This window comes from Frigoribacterium sp. AP1 (assembly GCF_056680555.1).
Genome location: NZ_CM155288.1, coordinates 2,237,562 through 2,256,961 on the forward strand (window position 1 = coordinate 2,237,562; position 19,400 = coordinate 2,256,961).

A 19,400-nucleotide genomic window follows, 5' to 3' on the forward strand; every position below is an offset into this window, starting at 1 on the left:
ACCGGTGCCGGGGCGGCGACCCGCGCCTCCTCGGCTCGGTGACCTCGCCCTAGAAGGTCGGCGGGTCCAGGGCGACCAGCAGGATGCCCGTCCAGTGGCAGAGGTACGCCAGCACCGTCATGGTGTGGAAGAGCTCGTGGAATCCGAAGTGCCCCGGTACGGGGTTCGGCTTCTTGATGCCGTAGAACACGGCGCCCGCGATGTAGAGGGCACCGCCGACCAGCACGAGCACCATCATCGCGACGTTGGCGTCGAGCAGGTCGACGATGAAGCCCAACGCGCCGACGCCCAGAAGGACGTAGAGCGGCACGTACAACCACCGCGGCGCGTTCAAGAAGAACACCCGGAAGAGAATGCCGAGCACGGCGCCCGTCCAGACGAGCACGAGCAGGGTGACGCCCTTCGACGGTGGCAGGGCGATGACGGCGATGGGCGTGTAGGTGCCGGCGATCAACAGGAAGATGTTGGCGTGGTCGAGGCGCTTGAGGAAGCGTTTGGCGTTCGGGCTCCACGGGAAGCGGTGGTAGGTCGCCGAGATCCCGAAGAGCAGGAGCGACGTCGTCATGAAGACGGCGCAGGCCCAGGTCGCCGCCACACCCTGCGCGAGGACGACGAGGACGATGCCCGTCGCGATCGCGACCGGGAACGTGGCCGCGTGGATCCAGCCACGCCAGCTCGGCTTGCGCTCGATCGAGGGGTAGGCGAGGGCGTCGTCGAGCAACGGCAGGTTGGGGATGTCGGCCTCGTCGGCCTGGAGACCCGCGCGATCTCCGTCGGTGTGGCTGCTCATGGGGCCGAGCCTAGGGGAGCGTCCGAGGCGGCGGGCTGAGAATCGTCGGCTCTGTGGAGGGCCCGCCGTGGGCTACCGTAGCCCTGTGAAAAAGCGCCGTCCTTCTCCCCTCGCCAGGGGAGTCCTGTACGGCCTCTACCAGAACCGCATCCGCCGCAGCCTCGACGGTCAAGAGCTGCCGCACCACGTCGCGATGATCGTCGACGGCAACCGGCGATGGGCCAAGCAACGCATGCTCGAGACGGCCGCCCACGGACACCGCGCAGGTGCGGCGAAGATCAGCGAGTTCCTCACCTGGTGCGACGACCTCGGCATCAAGGTGGTCACGCTCTACCTCCTGTCGGCCGACAACCTCGGCAACCGCCAGTCCGACGAGTTGACCGAGCTCTTCGGCATCATCGGCGACGTCGCCGACGAGCTCTCGCGCCAGCGGGACTGGCGCGTGCAACACGTCGGCGCGACCGACGACCTGCCTCCTTCGCTCTGCTCGGCCCTCCGCGAGGCCCAGGCCCGAACCGCCGACAAGACGGGTCTCCACGTGAACCTGGCCGTCGGCTACGGCGGGCGGCGTGAGATCGCCGACGCCATGCGCAGCATCGTGCGGGCGCACGACGCCGCGGGGGGCACGCTCGACGCCCTGGCCGCGGTGCTCACCCCCGAGCTCATCGCCGACCACCTCTACACCGGCGGCCAACCCGACCCCGACCTGGTGATCCGCACGTCGGGCGAGCAACGGTTGAGCGACTTCATGCTCTGGCAGAGCGCCCACAGCGAGTTCTACTTCGTCGAGGCCTTCTACCCCGACCTGCGCGAGGTCGACTTCCTGCGGGCCGTGCGCGACTTCGCCCTCCGGCACCGCCGCTACGGCAGCTGACACAGGCGCGCCTGCTGCATCGGTGACGGCGCTGGTGTCGGCAACTCCGGAGTTCGGCTGCGCCGCGCCTCCTGACGGGGCGTGGGTGTGCCGTTCTCCTGAGTTGCCGACGGCCAGCGCGACGGCCGCGCACGCACTCGCGCCGACGACGGGACGAGGAGGCGCGGGTCGGCGGATCACGGACGGCACTACGGTGGACCAGTCACCGCCGCCTAGGAGAACACCGTGAAGACCATCGACGACCTTGCCTCGGGGTTCACCGACGAACCCGGATACTTCGACTTCGCGAAGTGGGGGCCCATCTCGACCTCCGTCGCCGAGGAGCAGCGCTCGCTCGTCGAGGTGCAGGCCCGGGCCCGCTTCGGGTCCGAGATCGCCCTGACCGAGCAGGCGGGGCGCGTCGGGCGGGCGATCTCGTCACTCGTCGGCTTCGCCCCCGACCACGTCGTCTTCCAGCCGAACACGAGCGCGGGACTCACGCACACCCTGTTCGGTCTGACCGGGCAGGTCCTGATGTCGCCCCGGGACTACCCGAGCATGCCCGTCGCGGCGACCCGTTCGGCGGAGGCGCTGCGCGTGCTCGAGCCGGTCTGGATGGACCTCGACCACGACGTCGTGACGCCGGCCGTGGTGCAGCGCCACCTGACCGACTCGGTCACCGCCGTCGCCGTCAGCCTGGTGGACTACCGCACGGGGTATCTGGTGGATCTCGAGGGCATCCGCCAGGTGATCGGCGACCGGTTGCTGATCGTCGACGCGATCCAGGGATTCGGCGTGGTCGACGCGCCCTACGCCGTGGCCGACGTCGTCGCGTCGGGCGGCCAGAAGTGGGTCCGGGCCGGGTGGGGGACGGGCTTCCTGGCCTTGAGCGATCGGGCTCTGTCGGCTCTGACCCCGGTGTTCAGCGGTGTCGCCGGCAGCGACCTGACCCTCGGCGGCTCGTACCACGAGCGGCAGCCGACCCGGCCGGGGGCCGCAGCGTTCCAGCTGACGCATCCCGACCCCATCGCCCAGGCGCGGTTCGCCACGGCCCTCGAGGACCTCGCCGACGTGGGCGTAGCCGCCGTCTCGCGAGCCGTGGCCGAGCGGGCCACCCGGGTGATCGACCTCGCCGACGAGTTCGCCGTGCCGGTGGTCTCACCCCGCGACGAGGCGGAACGCGCCGGCATCGTCGTGCTCGAGCCCGCCCTCGACCAGATGACGACGCTGACGGCCGCACTGATCAACCACGGGGTCACGGCGACCGTCCGCGACACGACCGTGCGGTTGAGCGTGCACGTGTCCACGGGCGACGACTCGTTCGAGATGCTGCGGGGCGCGTTCACCTCGTTCGGCACGAGCGTCTTCTACTAGGGCGGATCCGGTGGGCGGGGGCGACCCGCGCCCTCGACCTTCGACCCCAGACCCTCGACCAGCCCATGAGGGTCGTTCACCTGATCGTCACACGACACGGCCGCGTCGGTGATGCGGATGTCGGAGGCGCGTCGTAGGTTCGTCACATCGGGCAAGGAGCCCGATCGAGACGGCCACGAAAGTTCGCCTCGCAACTGCTCCGCGGCCGTCTCTGCCGAAGGTACCCGGGTGCCCAGCCGCCCGAGGACGGAGTGGTCGTGACCGCGTCGAACATCACCTCAACCGAACGCAACACCGCATCAGCCACGGGGGGTGACCAGGCGGTCGCCCAGCGCACCTACGTGCTCGACACCTCGGTGCTGCTGTCCGATCCGCAGGCGCTCTTCCGCTTCGCCGAACACGACGTGGTGCTGCCCGTCGTCGTCGTCAGCGAACTCGAGGGCAAACGTCACGACCCCGAGTTGGGCTACTTCGCCCGTCAGGCCCTGCGTCTGCTCGACGATCTCCGCCTGAAGCACGACCGTCTCGACTTCCCGGTGGCCGTGGGCGACGGGGGTTCGCTGCGAGTCGAGCTGAACCACTCGAACATGTCGGTCCTGCCGTCGGGCCTGCAACTGAACGACGCCGATTCGCGCATCCTCGCCGTCGCGTCGAACCTCGCCGCCGATGGGCTGGCCGTCACGGTGGTGTCGAAAGACCTGCCCCTGCGGGTGAAGGCCGCTTCCATCGGACTGGCCGCCGAAGAGTACCGGGCCGAGCAGGTCGTCGACAGCGGGTACACCGGGCAGGCCTCGATCGACGTCTCGAGCGAGCAGATGGCATCGTTCTACGAGTCCGAGAAGATCTCCGCTCGTTCGCTCGCGGACGTCCCCGTGAACACCGGGGTGGTCGTGCACTCGGATCGTGGCTCGGCACTGGGGCGGGTGTTCGCCCGCGGCGAGGCACGTCTCGTCCGGGGTGATCGCGACGTCTTCGGGCTGCACGGTCGCTCGGCCGAGCAGCGCCTGGCGATCGACCTGCTGCTCGACCCCGAGGTGGGCATCGTGTCGCTGGGCGGCAGCGCCGGCACGGGCAAGTCGGCCCTCGCGCTCTGCGCCGGCCTCGAGGCCGTGCTCGAGAAGCAACAGCACAAGAAGATCATGGTCTTCCGCCCGCTCTACGCGGTGGGCGGCCAAGACCTGGGGTTCCTCCCGGGCGATGCCGGCGAGAAGATGAACCCCTGGGCGCAGGCCGTCTTCGACACGCTCGGCGCGATCGTGTCCCAGAACGTCCTCGACGAGGTGGTCGAGCGGGGCATCCTCGAGGTGCTGCCCCTGACGCACATCCGGGGACGATCGCTGCACGACGCGTTCGTGATCGTCGACGAGGCCCAGTCCCTCGAGCGCAACGTGCTCTTGACCGTGCTCAGTCGCATCGGCCAGAACTCGCGGGTGGTGCTGACCCACGACGTGGCGCAGCGCGACAACCTGCGCGTCGGCCGGCACGACGGGGTCTCCTCGGTCATCGAGACGCTCAAGGGCCACCCGCTGTTCGGTCACGTGACGCTGACCCGCTCCGAGCGGTCCGCGATCGCCGCCCTCGTCACCGAGATGCTCGAGTCGAACGACCTGATGTGACAGGGGTGGCAGGAGGCGCTGGTCACCCGACCCGCGCCTCCTGCCCGCTCGGACGGTGCCGGGTGCGCTCGGCGTGAGCGGGCCGAGCGGTGTCGAGCCGCGCGCGGCCTCGGCAACTCAGGAGATCGGCGCGCTGACGGCGACCGGTGCCGCACCTGGTCGTCGTTCTCCTGAGTTGCCCGCGGTGCTCGGCGTCGCGTCGTGCTCTGCCGTCCGCGACGGGCACCCGGCGCGGTGCGATCCGCGCGTCGCCCGGCCACCGCCTACCGGGTCGGCAACTCAGCATGTCGACGAGGTTCGAGTGCGGATGACCGTCCGCGCGTGTCATTCTCCTGACTTGCCAGTGCGTGTGGGGGTGGGGCCGTTGACGGCGTGGGACGTGGGACGTGGGGCGTGGCCGAGCAGGGCGGGGCGGGCCGAGCAGGGCGGGGCCGGGCAGGGCGGGGCCGGGCAGGGCGGAGCCGTGCGGGCCGGGCTGCCGACGTGCGCAGGGCCTCGGTCGCGACGCGGACGCGGACGCGGCGAGGGTGTGCGGGCGCGGCGCGGGCACAGGCACGGGCACTCCCGCTTGGTGGGTGCCGGTGAGCCGTCGAGCCGGAGTGCGGAACGCGCCGGCCCCAGCTCGCTCGAAGCCGTCCTTTTCCACCGGCGAGCTCTCACGCACCGCTGAGGAGGCGCTGGTCGCGTCACCCTGTCGGCATGCAGCAGACCGCGAACCACGTCAGGAATGCCGGCGGCGTCCTCCACAAGCGGGATCTCGTCGTTCTAGGAGCCACCGACCGGATGCTCACCGCAGCCGTGCGCTTCGGGCACGTGCATCGGGCCCGTCGAGGCTGGTACACGACCTTCCCGCCGGGTGACGCGAGGTACGAGGCCGTGCGCATCGGGGGCAGGTTGACCGGGGCGTCGCTCTCGGCCCTGCTCGGAGCGTGGATGTGGACGGCCGCTCCCACCCTCAGCGTCGTGGTGCCCCCTGGGGCGTCACGACTCCGGCCACGGCGTGGCGCGGCGGTCCGGTGGCGTGCCGACGGGCGGGTGCCCCCTCGACCGTCAGCCGGAACGGCGTCCCGTCACCCGGACGAGGACGAACACGCGGTGGACGACGCACACCGGGCGGCCTGGGCCGTACCCCTTCGAACCGCTCTGGTGGACGCCGTCGTGGCCGCACCTCTCGACGAGGCTGTCGCCCTGCTGGACTGGGCGCTGTCCATCAGTCATTTCTCGGTCGTCGGACTGCACGAGGCCTTCGCAGGGGCACCGGCCGACGTGAGGGGCATCGTCGACTGGGCCGACGCCCGGAGCGAGAGCTTCCTCGAGAGCGTCATGCGGGTGACCTTCGTCTGTCTGGGACACCGGGTCGAGTCGCAGACCCGGGTCGGCCCGGGGGATCGTCGTCGCATCGACGTCGTCGTCGACGGTGTCGTCGCCCTCGAACTCGACGGCCGGAGCTGGCACGGCGACATGTTCGATGCAGATCGGCTGAAGGACCTGGCCATCACGATCCAGGGTCGGACCGCCCTTCGAGCCAGTTACGAGATGGTGCGCGACCATCGACCGCTCGTCATCGAGGCCGTCCACACGGTGCTCGGGGAGGCCCGACGACCTCGACGCCGTCTCGTCGTGCCCCGCGGTCGTGCCCGCCGTCCTGGTGTCCGGCGCACACGGGGGCGACGCCCGTGGCATCTGGTTCGGCTGGCACGAGGGCGCGCGTCGCCCCCGGGTCCGCCCGGACCGGTGACGGCTTCGACATCGGAAGCGCCGTGATCTCGTCGGACGGTCTCGAGAACGGGACGATGCCGGCGGACGAGACGCGCTCGTCGGGCGGGGGAGCAGCTCGACGCGGTGGCGGGCCGCTGCCCGAGCGCACACAGGCCCGCGACGCAGTTGCCGTGGCCGCACTGTCTGCGATCGCGGTCGCGGTCGCCACGCCTCACGGCGATCCGCTGGCGGGCGCGAACGCGGGTGCGGTGACGCTCGTCGGGTTCCTCGGAGTCGCGGCCGTGACACCGGCCCTCGTCCGGATCGACCTGGCCGAACGTCGACTGCCGAACGTCCTCGTCGGAGTGGCCGCGGGTGCGTGGGGTGTGTCGACAGCTCTGCGCGTCGCCGGGGGTGACCCCGCCCAGGCGGTGACGAGCCTGGCCCTCGCCCTGGCCGCCGCTGTGCTCGGTCTGCTGGCTGCCGTCGCCGGCGGCCTGGGCATGGGCGACGTCAAGCTCGGGGCCGTCCTGACCGGTCTCCTGTCGACGGGTGACCTGACGGCTCTGATGGATTTCTGGGGTCTCGCCGGAACGCTGGCGATCGGGGTAGCCGGGCTTCGGGCGTTCGGCACGAGGTCGCGCCGGTCACGGTCGCATCCGGTGGCAGACGCGGTACGGCCAGGTCGGGGCATCCCTTTCGGGCCGTGTCTTCTCGCGGCGTTCTGGTGTGTCGTGGTCGGGCGTTCGGCCGGCGTCGGCATCGAGGCCGTCGTGACGATGCTGTGACGTCCCGGCTGCGGGTCGACTGCGGCCTCAGGACGAGGAAGAGCTGGAGGCGAGGCCGCGACGCCGAGGAGGCGCGTGTCCGTCGCTGACGGACGCGCGCCTCCTCGACGTGCTTGAGGGCACGACGCCCCGGCCGAGGGCGCTCGACGGTCTGCTGCCACGGCCGCGACCGTGGCTAGAGCGACGCGGCACGCGCACATCGCACCGCGCGGTCGGGACTCGGCGCGGGGCCGGCCTCAGCCCGGCAGGGCTCTGCACGGGTCGGGCTCAGCACCGGCGGGGCCCGGCAAGACTCGGCGCCGGGCGGGGCTCAGCCCGGGTGGGTCATGCTGAGCACGTCGAGGGCGGTGTCGAGCTGCTGCTCGGTGACCTCGCCCCGCTCGACGAAGCCGAGGTCGACGACGGCCTCGCGGACGGTGAGCTTCTGGGCGACCGCGTGCTTGGCCACCTTCGCCGCCGCCTCGTAGCCGATGACCCGGTTGAGCGGGGTCACGATCGAGGGAGACGACTCGGCGAGGGCGCGGGCGTGCTCGACGTTGGCCTCGAGTCCGTCGACGGTCTTGTCGGCCAGGGCGCGGGTGGCGTTCGAGAGCAGGCGGATCGACTCGAGCAGCGCCGTGCCCATCACGGGGATCGCCACGTTGAGTTCGAATGCTCCGGACGCACCGGCCCAGGCGATCGTCGCGTCGTTGCCGATCACGCGTGCCGAGACCATGAGCACGGCCTCGGGGATGACCGGGTTGACCTTGCCGGGCATGATGGACGAGCCGGGCTGCAGATCGGGGATGTGCAGCTCGCCGAGGCCTGCGTTGGGCCCCGAGCCCATCCACCGGATGTCGTTGTTGATCTTCGTGAGGCTCACGGCCAGCACACGCAAGGCTCCGGAGGCCTCGACGAGCGCGTCGCGCGCGCCCTGCGCCTCGAAGTGGTCGAGCGCTTCGGTGACGGGCAGTCCGCTGTCGTCCGCGAGGGCGGCGATGACGCGTTGCGGGAAGCCCTGGGGCGTGTTGATGCCGGTCCCCGTGGCCGTTCCGCCCAGGGGGACCTCGGCCACGCGGGGAAGAGCGCTCTGCACCCTCTCGATCGCGAGACGGATCTGCCGTGCGTAGCCGCCGAACTCTTGACCGAGCGTGACCGGCGTGGCGTCCATGAGGTGGGTGCGGCCTGCCTTCACCACGTCGGACCAGGCCGAGGCCTTCGTCTCGAGGGCGATCGCCAGGTGGTCGAGGGCGGGGACCAGGTCGTGCAGCAGCGCACCCGTGACGGCGACGTGGACGGAGGTGGGGAAGACGTCGTTCGACGACTGCGACGCGTTGACGTGGTCGTTGGGGTGGACGGCGACACCGTCGACCGTTCCGGCGAGGGTGGCGAGCACCTCGTTCATGTTCATGTTCGACGAGGTGCCGCTGCCCGTCTGGTAGACGTCGACCGGGAACTGGTCGTGGTGGCTGCCGCCGATGATCTGGTCGGCGGCCGAGACGATCGCGTCGGCGACGGGCCGGTCGATGATGCCCATCTCGCCGTTCACCAGGGCGGCCGCCCGCTTGATGCGTGCCAGCGCCACGATCTGCGCGGGCTCGAGACCGGCCCCGCTGATGGGGAAGTTCTCGACGGCACGCTGCGTCTGGGCGCGGTAGAGCGCCGATGCAGGAACGCGCACCTCGCCCATCGTGTCGTGCTCGATGCGGTACTCGGTCTCGGATGTGGTCACGACGTCGTGGTCCTTTCCTCGGGCCCTGCCGGGCTGCTGCGCCCGTCGAGGGCGCGGGGCGTCGGAGCGTTCGCCCCGACTCGGTTCAGAGTCGGCCGACGACGACCGAAGGGTCGACCCGCCCGTTGGCGAGGTCGTAGTTCGCGCCGACCACGGCCAACCTACCGTCCGCGACGGCGGACGCGATGAGGGCGGACCGGTCGACGAGCGTGCGGACGGACGCCTCGATGTGCAACTGGCCGACCGTGCGGGGGTCGAGGTCGGCACCGTTCTCGAGGTCGAGCTGGGCACGCTCGACCGACGGCATGATCATGTCGATCAGCCCGCCCAGGAACTCCGACCCGGGGGCGGCGTCGGAACCGATGGAGTCGATGGCCGAGGCGACGGCGCCGCAGCTGTCGTGGCCGAGGACCACGATGAGGGGGACGTGGAGCACCGAGACGGCGAATTCGAGCGAGGCGATGACGGTGTCGCCGACCACCTGGCCGGCGTTGCGCACGACGAAGAGGTCACCGAGACCGACGTCGAAGATGATCTCGGCAGCGAGTCGCGAGTCGGCACAGCCGAAGAGGGCGGCCACCGGTTCTTGTCCGGCGGCGAGGGACGATCGGCGGTCGCTGTCCTGGTGAGGGTGGTGCGGCGCCCCGTCGACGAAGCGGTGGTTGCCCTCGACCATGCGGCTCCACGCGGTACCGGGGGCCGAATCCTCGGCGGGGCCGGTCGTCGGCTCGTACGTCGAGGCGGAACCGGAGAGGGAGCCGGAGGCGGAAGGGATCGTGGCTGCCGCGGCAGGGGCGTCGGCGGCGGGGTCGTGTCGGGTCACGTCATTCGCTTTCTTGGCTGGAGATCTGTTCGGCCAGGGAGGTGGCCAGGACGTCGAACTCGGAGTCGTCGGCCGTGCCGTACAAGACGTACGAGCTGCGGTCGACCGTGGTGGTCAGGGCGTAGGCGTAATTGCCCGGGTCGTCGGCGTCGCGCCGGTCGTAGACGTCCCAGGTGAGACCGCCGATCGACCGGGTCGACGTCGCCGCGGCGTTCTGCACCTGCAGGCTGACCCAGGTCGGGTTGGCGTCGATGCCCTGTTCGAGGCCGATGAACTGCTGCTCGGGGGTGATGAGCCCGACGTACCAGGTCGGCACGTCGTCTCGGGTGGACGACCGGACCTCGGCCGCGTTCGAGGACCACCCGTCGGGCAGCGGAGGCGCGGCGAGGGGAGCGTCGACGCTCGCTTGCGCCTGCGCGGCGACCTGGACGTAGTCGATGGCCTGACGGTTCACCGTGCCGCTCGGGCGGACCACGACGAGCACGAGGAAGAGCACGATGCCGAGCGAGGCGACGATCGACAGGGTGAGGTTGATCGCCGTCTGGTTCGCGTAGTGCTTGCGCGTGTTCTCGGCCTTGCGCGCCGCGGTCTCGTCAGGGGTCTCGGGTCGGCCGAGCTCGGCGACGACGCGGGGCTCGCGAGGACGTCGCGGGCCCCGGCGGCCGCCGTCGGAGGGGGAGGTCATTCGGCGGGCACCTGGCGTCGGGCCGCCTCGAGGCGCTCACGCGCCCCCATCAACCACTCTTCGCAGCGCCGGGCGAGTGCCTCGCCGCGTTCCCAGAGCGCCAACGAGCGTTCGAGGGTCGAGGCGCCCTGCTCGAGTTCGTTCACGACCGACACGAGCTCGTCGCGGGCCTGCTCGTAGCTGAGCGAGGAGACGTCGGGAGGGGTGCTGGTCGGGGTGGTGTCCACGTGACGATCCTAACGAGGGGTGGTGACGGAGGACGCGGCGGACGCCTCGGGCGAGGAGTCGTCGGTCGCGGTGGAGCCTGGGGAGGAGGCGCCGGTGCTGACGGCGCCCACCGCGCCTCCACCGGTGGTCACGAGGAGGCGCGTCTCGGCGGGGGCCTCGTCGGGAGACCGCAGCACGCTGCCCGACGGCAGCTGCACGATGGCGTAACCGCGGCGCAGCGTGCCCTGTGGCGACAGGGCGCGCAGCTGCGCCGTGAGCTCGGAGACCCGGGTGTGCGCCCTCTCGACGGCCCGCCCGACGAGTTCTTCACCCCGGGCCACCGCCCGGACGACCTCGTCGGCCCGGACGTCGACCAGGGTCTGGGGTGATGCGAGCACCGGCCGGCTGCGGATCTGCTCGAGCCGATCGATCTCGGTCGCGACCAGGGAGGTCAGGCGGACGCCGATGCGGGTGCGCGCCTGTTGCACGCGCGACAGCTCTTCGGTGACGTCGGGAACGACCCGTTTGGCGGCGTCGGTCGGGGTGGACGCACGCAGGTCGGCGATGTCGTCGAGCAGTGGCCGGTCGGCCTCGTGCCCGATCGCACTGACGACCGGCGTCGTGCAGGCCGAGACGGCGCGGACGAGACCCTCGTCGCTGAATCCGAGGAGGTTCTGGAAGTCGCCTCCGCCTCGGGCGACGATGATGACGTCGACCTCGTCGTCGGCGTCGAGACGTCGGATCGCGGCCGTGACCTCGCCGACCATGCGGTCGCCCTGCACCGCCGCGTGCACCACGCGGAACGAGACCGAGGGCCATCGCAGCTGGGCGTTGCGCAGGACGTCTTTCTCGGCGTCGCTGTCCTTGCCGGTGACGAGGCCGATGCACCCGGGCAGGAACGGCAGGGCCCGCTTGCGCTCGGGGGAGAAGAGCCCCTCGGCCGTGAGTTGGCGGCGGAGGCGTTCGAGTCGCTCGAGGAGGTCGCCGAGCCCGACGTGGCGCATGTCGAACACCTGCATCGTGAGGCTGCCGCCCTTGACCCAGTAGTTCGGCTTGACGGCGGCGATGACGCGGTCGCCCTGCTTGAGGTCGGCGGGGACACGCGACTTCACGCTGGACCAGATGGAGAACGAGACGGTGGCGTCCTGTTCGAGGTCGCGGAGCTTGCCGTAGACGTTGCCCCCCGAGACGTTCCACTGGGTGATCTCGCCCTCGACCCAGGCCGTACCGAGGCGATCGATCCAGTCGCGCACCTTGCTCGCGAGGAGCCCGACGGGCCACGGGGACTCGGCGGTGGGGGGAGGGGGAACGATCGTCATGGAGCTCCGTTCGAGGGGTGGTCGACACCGGCAGGACGAGCGACGGCCCGGGGCCGTCGACGGTTCGCGCGGCCGCTCCCAGTACGCGACCAGTCCGGCACACCTAGACTCGTCGGGTGAGCCACATCTCCAACGGCGCCCTCGCCATCGACCTGCCGACACCGCGTGTTCCTGCGGTGCGGAACAGGCTAAAGGATACCCCTGTCAACGGACGCAAGCGGGTGCTGCTCGCAGCGCCCCGCGGGTACTGCGCCGGCGTCGACCGCGCGGTGATCGCCGTCGAGAAGGCGCTCGAGCACTACGGGGCGCCCGTCTACGTCCGCAAGCAGATCGTCCACAACGTGCACGTGGTCGCGACCCTCGAGAGCCAGGGAGCGATTTTCGTCGACGAGGTCGACGAGGTCCCCCAGGGGTCGCACATCGTCTTCAGCGCGCACGGCGTCTCGCCGGCCGTCGTGAAGGGTGCGGCCGACCGCGAGCTGCAGGCCATCGACGCGACCTGCCCCTTGGTCACGAAGGTGCATCGCGAGGCCGTGCGCTTCGGGAGCCAGGGCCGTCACATCATCCTGATCGGCCACGCCGGGCACGAGGAGGTCGAGGGCACGATGGGGCACGCGCCCGACCGCACCACGCTCGTCCAGAACCCCGGCGAGGTCGACGACCTCGTCGTCGCCGACCCCGAGAACCTCGTCTGGCTGTCGCAGACGACCCTCAGCGTCGACGAGACGATGGAGACCGTCCGCCGTCTGCGCGAGCGCTTCCCGAGCATCCAGAACCCCCCGAGCGACGACATCTGCTACGCCACGCAGAACCGCCAGGTCGCGATCAAGAAGGTCGCCCAGGGCGCCGATCTCGTCATCGTCGTCGGTTCGGCGAACAGCTCGAACAGTGTCCGTCTCGTCGAGGTCGCCCTCGAGCACGGGGCCAAGGCCGCCTACCGCGTCGACTACACGAACGAGATCAAGCAGGAGTGGCTCGACGGCGTCGAGACGGTCGGGGTCACCTCCGGCGCGTCGGTGCCCGAGGTCCTCGTCGACGAGGTGCTGGCCGACCTGTCCGACGCCGGTTACGTCGACGTCGAAGAGGTCGTCACCGCCGAGGAAGACCTGATGTTCTCGCTGCCGAAAGAACTGCGCAAGGACGCGACGGGCCAGGTCGACGCGCGCGGTCTGGGCGGCCGCACCCGATGACCGACGACCGCCCGAAACCGCGCTACGGCGAGTACGCGCCCGAGGGGTGGGTCAATCCCGTCACGGCCGAGGCCGACAGTGCCGAGGAGGCGCGGGTCGCCGAGCAGGACGCGCGGCCCACGGCCTCGACCGACGTCCGCCCCGGTGACGAGGCCCGCACCGCACCTCCTGCGCTCACGACCGGGCGTCGCGTCGACCGGGTGGCGACGTTCGCCCTGATCGGCCTGGGTGCCTTCGGCGCGATCCAGGCGATCGCCCGCGTGCCCGGTTACGCGACGACGCAACTCGCCCAGTTCGAGACGTTCGGGCTCGACCTCTCGGGGTTCGGCTCGTCGGCCGCGCTGCAGACCTTCGGTGTCGTCATGGCCGTGCTGGCCGTGGCGCTCTTCGCCGTCTCGACCTGGTGGACCCTCAGGCGACTGCGCGCCGGGCGTCTCGGATTCGTCGTGCCCCTCCTCGCCGGTGTCGTCTTCGGTCTCGTGCAGGGTTTCGGAGCGGCGGCCATCCTGATGGGTGACCCGGCCTTCGCCGAGGCCATGCAGAGCTTCACGAACGGCTACTTCTCGGGGTCGAACTGACTCTCGTCCCACGCCCTGACGACGAAGCCCCCGAGCACTCGCTCGGGGGCTTCGTCGTGCGACCAGGAGGCGCGGGTCAGCTCGCCGACTGACCGTACGACCCGAGCTGCTTCGTCGCCTCGACGACGCGGGCGGCCATGGCCGTCTCGGCCACCTTGCCCCAGGCACGGGGGTCGTACTGCTTCTTGTTGCCGACCTCGCCGTCGACCTTGAGGAAGCCGTCGTAGTTCTTCAGCACGGTGTCGGCGATGGAACGGCTGAAGGCGTACTGCGTGTCGGTGTCGAGGTTCATCTTGACGACGCCGTTCGAGACCGCCTCGGCGATCTCGGCGTCGGACGACCCCGAGCCGCCGTGGAAGACGAGTTCGAGGGGCTTGGCCGCCGTGCCGAACCTCTCTTGGATGCCCTGCTGGATCTCGCCGAGCAGTTCGGGACGCAGTTTGACGTTGCCCGGCTTGTAGACGCCGTGCACGTTGCCGAACGTGAGTGCGGCGATGTAGCGGCCGTGCTCGCCGAGGCCGAGCGCCTCGACCACGCGGGTGACGTCGCCCACCGTGGTGTAGAGCGCGTCGTTGGTGCCCTCGTGCTGGACTCCGTCTTCTTCGCCACCGACGACGCCGATCTCGACCTCGAGGATGGCGTTGATCGCCTTGGTGCGCTTCAGCATGTCCTGCGCAATCGAGATGTTCTCGTCGAGGGGGACGGCCGAGCCGTCCCACATGTGCGACTGGAACAGCGGGTTGCGACCGGCACGGACCTCTTCTTCGGAGGCGGCGATCAAGGGCAGCACGAAGCCGTCGAGGGCGTCCTTCGGGCAGTGGTCGGTGTGCAGCGCCACGGTCACGGGGTAGTTCTTCGCGACCTCGGTCGCGAACTTCGCGAACGCGATGGCCCCCGCGGCACGGTTCTTGACGGTGTGGCCGGCGAAGTAGTCTGCGCCGCCGGTGGTGACCTGGATGATGCCGTCGCTGCCCGCCTCGGTGAGGCCCTGCAGGACCGAGTTGATCGTCTGCGACGACGAGACGTTGACGGCGGGGTAGGCGAAGCCCTTGTTCTTCGCCTTGTCGAGCATCTCGGCGTACTGCTCGGGGGTTGCGACGGGCATGGAATCTCCTTCGATCGGTGACCCTGGTCTTGTTCGGGCTGCGTCACCAGCCTACCGACGGGTGCGGTGCCCCGTGCCCTGTGCTGCGGAGCCCCGGGACGACGGGCGGGCGCCTGCTCGGACCTCCGCGGGACCGGGTGCCCTCCGTGCGGCACCCGGCCCCGCGTCGCCTCACTTCTCGAGTCGGCGTCGGCGGATCGTCAGGACCCCGAGGGTGAGCAGGGCGAGGCCCAGGGCGAGACCGCCTGCGAGGAGAGCTGCCGACGTGCCGGTGAAGGCGAGCCGAGCCGGGGTCGAACCCGAGCCCGTGTCAGAGGTGTCCACCGGCCCAGTGTCTCCGGGCGTCTCGGTGTCGCCGGAATCGCCCTGGTCTCCGTCGGCAGGAGGCTCGGTGACCGGGGGGTCGATCACGGGCGGATCGGGGATCAGGCCGGCGTCGACGTCCGACGTCGACGTGACGCCGACCAGGGTGCCGGTGTCGTCGTCGACCCGGTCGATGCTGATCGTCGCCCGGCCCTCTTCGTCGACGTCGGAGTCTCGCCGGGAGTCGTCGCCCTGATGTGCTGCGGTCCAGACGCGGCCCGCGGCACCGGCGTCGAGGAGATACGTGCCGGGCCGGAGCGCGTCGAACGTGTACCGACCCTCGGCGTCCGTCGTCGTCTCGCGGTCGACGTCGTCGCCTCGATCGTCCACTCCGGTCAGAACGAGGCGCAGATCGGCCACTCCCGGCTCGTCGCCCTGCAATCCGTCGCCATCGACGTCGGCCCACACCCGGTCGCCGATCGAACCCGAGACGAACGTCGTCGAGACCACCTGGGACGACAACGCCGTCGAGATGCTGGGAGTTCGGAGGGTGAAGTCGGAGGCCAGGACGGCATCTCGCGCACCACCTTCGGCGACCCGGACCACCAGGTCGTGTCGGACGATCTGTGAGGGCGCCACGGCGTCGTCGGTGTCGATCCGGACAGCCGTCACCTCGGCCCACGACGACGGGCAGCCGACCGACCCGAACAGGTCGGCGACGCACCAGGTCGTTCCGTCGTCGTCGGGATCGCTCGGCACGCTCGACGCGGCGGCCGTCGTGTATCGCACCTCTTCGCCGCTCGACACCGCGGCGACGGGCCCGACCAGTTCGACGCGGGTTCCGACGACGGTTCCCCGACCGTCATCATCGTGGGGCAGGACGGTCACCAGGGCGGACGAGCTCATGTCGGTCGGCGCCAGGTTCTGGTATCGCAGGGTGAACGTCACCTCGTCTCCGAGGACGTGTCGTTCCCCGTCGACGGTCTCGCCGACGCTGAAGCCCGCTCCGGCCAGGACATGGAGCCCCCGGGTCGCCTGTTTGCGGGGGTCGTCGGACACGTCACGGTCCCACACCACGGAGGCGGTCGAGACGACGGGGCCGACGGCGGCCCCGAGGACGATGTCGAAGGTCACGGCCGGCAGGGCGTCGTTGGGGTGGACGGCCGGGAACCGCCAGGTGATGCGCTGCTGGACGACACCGTCGGCCCCCGACTCGTCGACGATGGTCTCAGGCCGATGGGACGAGCTGCCCTCGACGTAGGACGCACCCGGTGGCAGCAGGTCGGTGACCAGGAGGTCGCCCGGCAGGCCGTTGCCGGTGGCGTTCGTGACCGTCGGGTAGACGGCGAGCGTCACGGTCTCGCCTGCTCGCGCGAAACGGGTCGCATCGGGGGTGTCTTCCGCATCGTGCCCCGGGTCGACGACCTTCGTGGTGACCCGGGCCAGGTCGGAGGTCATCGTGAGGAAGTCCGCCCAGCCGCCGTTGGCCTCGTCTGCCGGGTTACGGTCGTGCACCCACGCTGCGCCGGTCACCCGCTGCACGCTCGTGAAGGATCGGACGCGCTGCAGATCGGGGAGATCGTCGTGGAGGGAGACGAAGACGTTGAACCCGATGGTCGCGTCACCGGGGTGGTCGAACGACCAGACCACCTTGCCGACGGCCTCCGGGCCACCAGGGACGTCGGTCGGGTCGTCGTACCAGTCGTCACCGGGGCCGCACTCGGCATCCCGGAGAGCCGAGGGGTCGTCGGCGCCGAACGCGGCGAATGCGGGGCGTCCGGTCGCGGCACGGTCCGAGGAGACGGCCCAGTTCGCACCGACCTGCCGGAGGGACTGGACGTCCCGGTCGAACACGGTGCAGAGCTTCGTCCCCGACCAGGTCGTCGTCCCGGCGTTGCGCAGGGTGCCCCGGATGACGAGGTCCTGGCCAGGGGTGACGTAGGGCTGGTCGTACTTGCCGGAGGCGTTCCACGTCGTGGCCGTGCCCTGCTCGGCTCCGAAGTAGCGCTGTGAGCCCTGCACACCCGCGAACTCACCGACGTTCCGGTCGACCACGTTGTTGCTCGCGGGTTCCGCGCCGTCGAGGTAGTTGGTCTGCCCCGAGACGGAGGGTGCCGCGAGATCCCGGTAGACGTTGCGGGCCGTGAAGGAATCGCCCGTCGCCGGTCGAGGCACCCACAGGCTCATGTAGCCGGAGACGACGTACGGCTTGACGCCGCCCGTGATCGGCGTACCCGAGACGGACCGGGTCGGGACGGATGTCAGTGACGAGTCGATGCCGGCGATGCTCACCGTGACGGGTTCGCCCGGACCGGATTGCGTGCACGTGAATTCTCCGGAATCGACCACGGCGTCGGTCCCGCCGCCTCGACCGCCCGGTGCCCCGGTTATCTGCCCGGTGTTGATCCCGCAGGCGGGGGCGTCGTCGAGGGGTGACAGGACCGCCGGACTGCGGTTCGAGCCGTACATCCTCGAGACGTCGTCGACGAACGAGATGCTGCCGCCGAGGGACTCGAGCCCGAGGGGGCCCTGTTCGGGCTGCAGCCCATCGCCGTGGAGGAGCACCGGATAGACGATGCGGAACCCCGGCGTGAGGCCGTCGGGCCCGACCGTCTCGGAGAAGACGGGCACGACCGTCGACGCCGAGAGGTCCCATCGGGGGGCGGCACTGACGACGATGTCGTCGGAGGTCGCGGGGACGGGGGCGGAACCCGCCGCGACCAGCTGCCCGGCGATGGCTGCGATCGAATTCGCCGGAGCGGTCTGGGGCACCCGGGTCACGACGGGGATGGCGAGGATGCCGCGCTCGAGGGACCCGATGCGACAGGTGAGGTGCTCGGGGGTGACCCGGGAACCTGCGCCGCATTGGTCGGGCCGCTCGGAGAAGACGGAACCCGAGACGGAGTCGAGCTCGAGCACGACGTCGTCGGCTCGGCCGGAACGTGCCCCGAGCTGGACCGACCACGTGACGGCGTCGGCCGTCCGGACGCGCCCGTTGTTCGCGGAGGAGTCCGCCCCCGGGGTGTCGGCGCCCGGGGTGAACGGACCGTGGCCGTCCTCGGAGGACTCGATCGAGAGGGTGAGGTCGGCGTCGGAGAGCGTCGGGTCGGCCGACGCGGAGACGGCGCCGGAGGCGAGCACCGTCGTCATCACGGCGAGGGCCGTGGCGCGGCGTCGCCACGGGAAGGAGGGGGGCATGGACAGCCTTTCGACGAGAGTCGATGGAATGAGGTACGCGGAATGTCGCAGTGGAGGTTGTCATCCAGAATGTCATTAAAACGCGCCTCATGTAAGCCCTGATCCGAGTAAGGTCGTCGACATGGCTGACACGGATTCCGGAACCCTCTATTCGCACCCCGATCGCAACCTGGGCATGGAACTGGTCCGGGCCACCGAGGCGGCCGCGATCCGTTCCGCTCCGTTCATCGGCAAGGGCGACAAGAACGCCGCCGACAAGGCAGCGGTCGACGCCATGCGCAAGTTCTTGGGCACCGTGGCCTTCGACGGCGTCGTCGTCATCGGCGAGGGCGAGAAGGACGAAGCCCCGATGCTCTTCAACGGCGAGCACGTCGGCAACGGCTTCGGCCCCGCCTGCGACATCGCCGTCGACCCGATCGACGGCACCAGCCTCACCGCGGCGGGACGCATGAACGCGCTCTCGGTCATCGCCGTCAGCGACCGGGGCAGCATGTACGACCCCAGCGCCGTCTTCTACATGGACAAGATCGTCACCGGTCCCGAGGGCCGCGGCATCATCGACCTCGACCGTCCGATCGGCGAGAACATCACCGCCCTGGCCGCGGCCAAGGGCATCGACGTCGAGGACATGCAGATCGCCGTGCTCGACCGCCCCCGTCACGCCGACCTGATCGCCGAGATCCGCGCCGTGGGCGCGTCGACCCGGCTGCTGCTCGACGGTGACGTCGCCGGCGGCATCAACGCGGCCCGTCCCGATTCGCGCATCGACATGTGCGTCGGTGTCGGCGGCACCCCCGAGGGCATCATCACGGCCTGCGCGGTGAAGGCCCTCGACGGCTTGATCCTCGCCCGTCTCGCTCCGAAGGACGACGCCGAGCGCCAGAAGGCGATCGACGCCGGTCACGACCTCGACCGCGTGCTCGACCAGGACGACCTCGTCACGGGCGACAACGCGTACTTCGTCGCCACGGGCGTCACCGACGGTGCCCTCGTCGCCGGCGTCACGCGGAAGCAGGGCATGATCCGCACGTCGAGCATCGTGCTGCGCTCGCACTCGGGCACCATCCGTCGCGTCGAGGCCGATCACCTCGTCTCGAAGTGGTACGGCGAGAAGGCCTGACCTCCACGGCGCCTCACGACACGACGAACGCCCGGCCTCGGT

16 protein-coding genes are annotated in these 19,400 nt (G+C 70.5%); 7 read left to right on the forward strand and 9 right to left on the reverse strand.

Annotated features, from left to right (window positions below; all coding sequences use genetic code 11):
* Positions 1–49: 49 nt before the first annotated feature.
* Positions 50–790, reverse strand: coding sequence for a PAQR family membrane homeostasis protein TrhA (gene trhA / locus AC1MBW_RS10725; protein WP_480024460.1), 741 nt, complete (start codon positions 788–790; stop codon positions 50–52).
* A gap of 85 nt (positions 791–875) precedes the next feature.
* Between trhA and AC1MBW_RS10730 the strand changes: the two genes are divergently transcribed.
* The 3 genes from AC1MBW_RS10730 (at position 876) to AC1MBW_RS10740 (ending at position 4,633) form a co-directional block, all read left to right on the forward strand.
* Entirely contained in the window at positions 876–1,664 is a 789-nt protein-coding gene (locus AC1MBW_RS10730) for an isoprenyl transferase (RefSeq protein ID WP_480024461.1), read from the forward strand.
* Between the two features lie 225 nt (positions 1,665–1,889).
* Positions 1,890–3,017, forward strand: a complete 1,128-nt coding sequence (locus AC1MBW_RS10735) for an aminotransferase class V-fold PLP-dependent enzyme (protein ID WP_480024462.1) — start codon at positions 1,890–1,892, stop codon at positions 3,015–3,017.
* Between the two features lie 272 nt (positions 3,018–3,289).
* Positions 3,290–4,633: a PhoH family protein gene (locus tag AC1MBW_RS10740; protein ID WP_480026100.1), complete on the forward strand. Its 1,344-nt coding sequence runs from the start codon at positions 3,290–3,292 to the stop codon at positions 4,631–4,633.
* A gap of 1,050 nt (positions 4,634–5,683) precedes the next feature.
* Here the strand turns inward: AC1MBW_RS10740 and AC1MBW_RS10745 are convergent.
* Positions 5,684–6,211, reverse strand: a complete 528-nt coding sequence (locus AC1MBW_RS10745) for a hypothetical protein (protein WP_480024463.1) — start codon at positions 6,209–6,211, stop codon at positions 5,684–5,686.
* Between the two features lie 311 nt (positions 6,212–6,522).
* Here AC1MBW_RS10745 and AC1MBW_RS10750 point away from each other — a divergent pair, with 311 nt between their 5' ends.
* Positions 6,523–7,119 carry a prepilin peptidase gene (locus tag AC1MBW_RS10750; protein WP_480024464.1) on the forward strand — a complete coding sequence of 199 codons (597 nt, stop codon included), beginning with the start codon at positions 6,523–6,525 and terminating at the stop codon, positions 7,117–7,119.
* Positions 7,120–7,429: 310 nt separating this feature from the next.
* Here the strand turns inward: AC1MBW_RS10750 and AC1MBW_RS10755 are convergent, their stop codons facing one another.
* From AC1MBW_RS10755 to xseA, 5 genes are all read right to left on the reverse strand, one after another.
* Positions 7,430–8,830, reverse strand: a complete 1,401-nt coding sequence (locus AC1MBW_RS10755) for a class II fumarate hydratase (protein WP_255349751.1) — start codon at positions 8,828–8,830, stop codon at positions 7,430–7,432.
* Positions 8,831–8,915: 85 nt separating this feature from the next.
* Positions 8,916–9,506 (reverse strand): carbonic anhydrase, encoded by a 591-nt coding sequence (locus AC1MBW_RS10760; RefSeq protein ID WP_480026101.1) that lies wholly within the window; start codon positions 9,504–9,506, stop codon positions 8,916–8,918.
* Positions 9,507–9,654: 148 nt separating this feature from the next.
* Positions 9,655–10,338 (reverse strand): DUF4245 domain-containing protein, encoded by a 684-nt coding sequence (locus AC1MBW_RS10765; RefSeq protein ID WP_480024465.1) that lies wholly within the window; start codon positions 10,336–10,338, stop codon positions 9,655–9,657.
* Complete coding sequence (locus tag AC1MBW_RS10770; RefSeq protein WP_480024466.1) at positions 10,335–10,565, reverse strand: exodeoxyribonuclease VII small subunit; 231 nt, start codon at positions 10,563–10,565, stop codon at positions 10,335–10,337. Before AC1MBW_RS10770 ends, AC1MBW_RS10765 begins: the two co-directional genes overlap by 4 nt.
* Positions 10,566–10,574: 9 nt before the next feature.
* On the reverse strand, positions 10,575–11,864 hold the full coding sequence (gene xseA / locus AC1MBW_RS10775; RefSeq protein WP_480024467.1) for an exodeoxyribonuclease VII large subunit: 1,290 nt from the start codon (positions 11,862–11,864) through the stop codon (positions 10,575–10,577).
* A gap of 116 nt (positions 11,865–11,980) precedes the next feature.
* On the opposite strand from xseA, the gene AC1MBW_RS10780 reads away from it, so the two are divergent.
* Together AC1MBW_RS10780 and AC1MBW_RS10785 are read left to right on the forward strand one after the other, a co-directional pair.
* The gene (locus AC1MBW_RS10780) at positions 11,981–13,054 is read left to right on the forward strand and encodes a 4-hydroxy-3-methylbut-2-enyl diphosphate reductase (RefSeq protein WP_082383244.1); all 1,074 of its coding nucleotides are present in this window, start codon (positions 11,981–11,983) and stop codon (positions 13,052–13,054) included.
* Positions 13,051–13,632: a DUF6264 family protein gene (locus AC1MBW_RS10785; protein WP_480024468.1), complete on the forward strand. Its 582-nt coding sequence runs from the start codon at positions 13,051–13,053 to the stop codon at positions 13,630–13,632. Before AC1MBW_RS10780 ends, AC1MBW_RS10785 begins: the two co-directional genes overlap by 4 nt.
* A 76-nt stretch (positions 13,633–13,708) precedes the next feature.
* Here the strand turns inward: AC1MBW_RS10785 and fbaA are convergent, their stop codons facing one another.
* Positions 13,709–14,737 carry a class II fructose-bisphosphate aldolase gene (gene fbaA / locus AC1MBW_RS10790; RefSeq protein WP_480024469.1) on the reverse strand — a complete coding sequence of 343 codons (1,029 nt, stop codon included), beginning with the start codon at positions 14,735–14,737 and terminating at the stop codon, positions 13,709–13,711.
* Positions 14,738–14,908: 171 nt separating this feature from the next.
* Positions 14,909–18,238, reverse strand: a complete 3,330-nt coding sequence (locus tag AC1MBW_RS10795; RefSeq protein WP_480024470.1) for an SdrD B-like domain-containing protein — start codon at positions 18,236–18,238, stop codon at positions 14,909–14,911.
* A 121-nt stretch (positions 18,239–18,359) separates the two neighbouring features.
* On the opposite strand from AC1MBW_RS10795, the gene glpX reads away from it, so the two are divergent.
* A complete protein-coding gene (glpX, locus tag AC1MBW_RS10800; RefSeq protein WP_480024471.1) occupies positions 18,360–19,358 on the forward strand; it encodes a class II fructose-bisphosphatase in 999 nt (332 codons plus the stop codon).
* The last annotated feature ends 42 nt before the right edge of the window (positions 19,359–19,400 follow it).

What these genes read in the sequence shown, in the direction of transcription:
- trhA (WP_480024460.1), bottom strand. Translation starts at nt 790, where the DNA reads ATGAGCAGCCACACCGACGGAGATCGCGCGGGTCTCCAGGCCGACGAG.
- AC1MBW_RS10760 (WP_480026101.1), bottom strand. Translation starts at nt 9,506, where the DNA reads ATGGTCGAGGGCAACCACCGCTTCGTCGACGGGGCGCCGCACCACCCT.
- AC1MBW_RS10765 (WP_480024465.1), bottom strand. Translation starts at nt 10,338, where the DNA reads ATGACCTCCCCCTCCGACGGCGGCCGCCGGGGCCCGCGACGTCCTCGC.
- xseA (WP_480024467.1), bottom strand. Translation starts at nt 11,864, where the DNA reads ATGACGATCGTTCCCCCTCCCCCCACCGCCGAGTCCCCGTGGCCCGTC.
- AC1MBW_RS10785 (WP_480024468.1), top strand. Translation starts at nt 13,051, where the DNA reads ATGACCGACGACCGCCCGAAACCGCGCTACGGCGAGTACGCGCCCGAG.
- fbaA (WP_480024469.1), bottom strand. Translation starts at nt 14,737, where the DNA reads ATGCCCGTCGCAACCCCCGAGCAGTACGCCGAGATGCTCGACAAGGCG.
- AC1MBW_RS10795 (WP_480024470.1), bottom strand. Translation starts at nt 18,238, where the DNA reads ATGCCCCCCTCCTTCCCGTGGCGACGCCGCGCCACGGCCCTCGCCGTG.
- glpX (WP_480024471.1), top strand. Translation starts at nt 18,360, where the DNA reads ATGGCTGACACGGATTCCGGAACCCTCTATTCGCACCCCGATCGCAAC.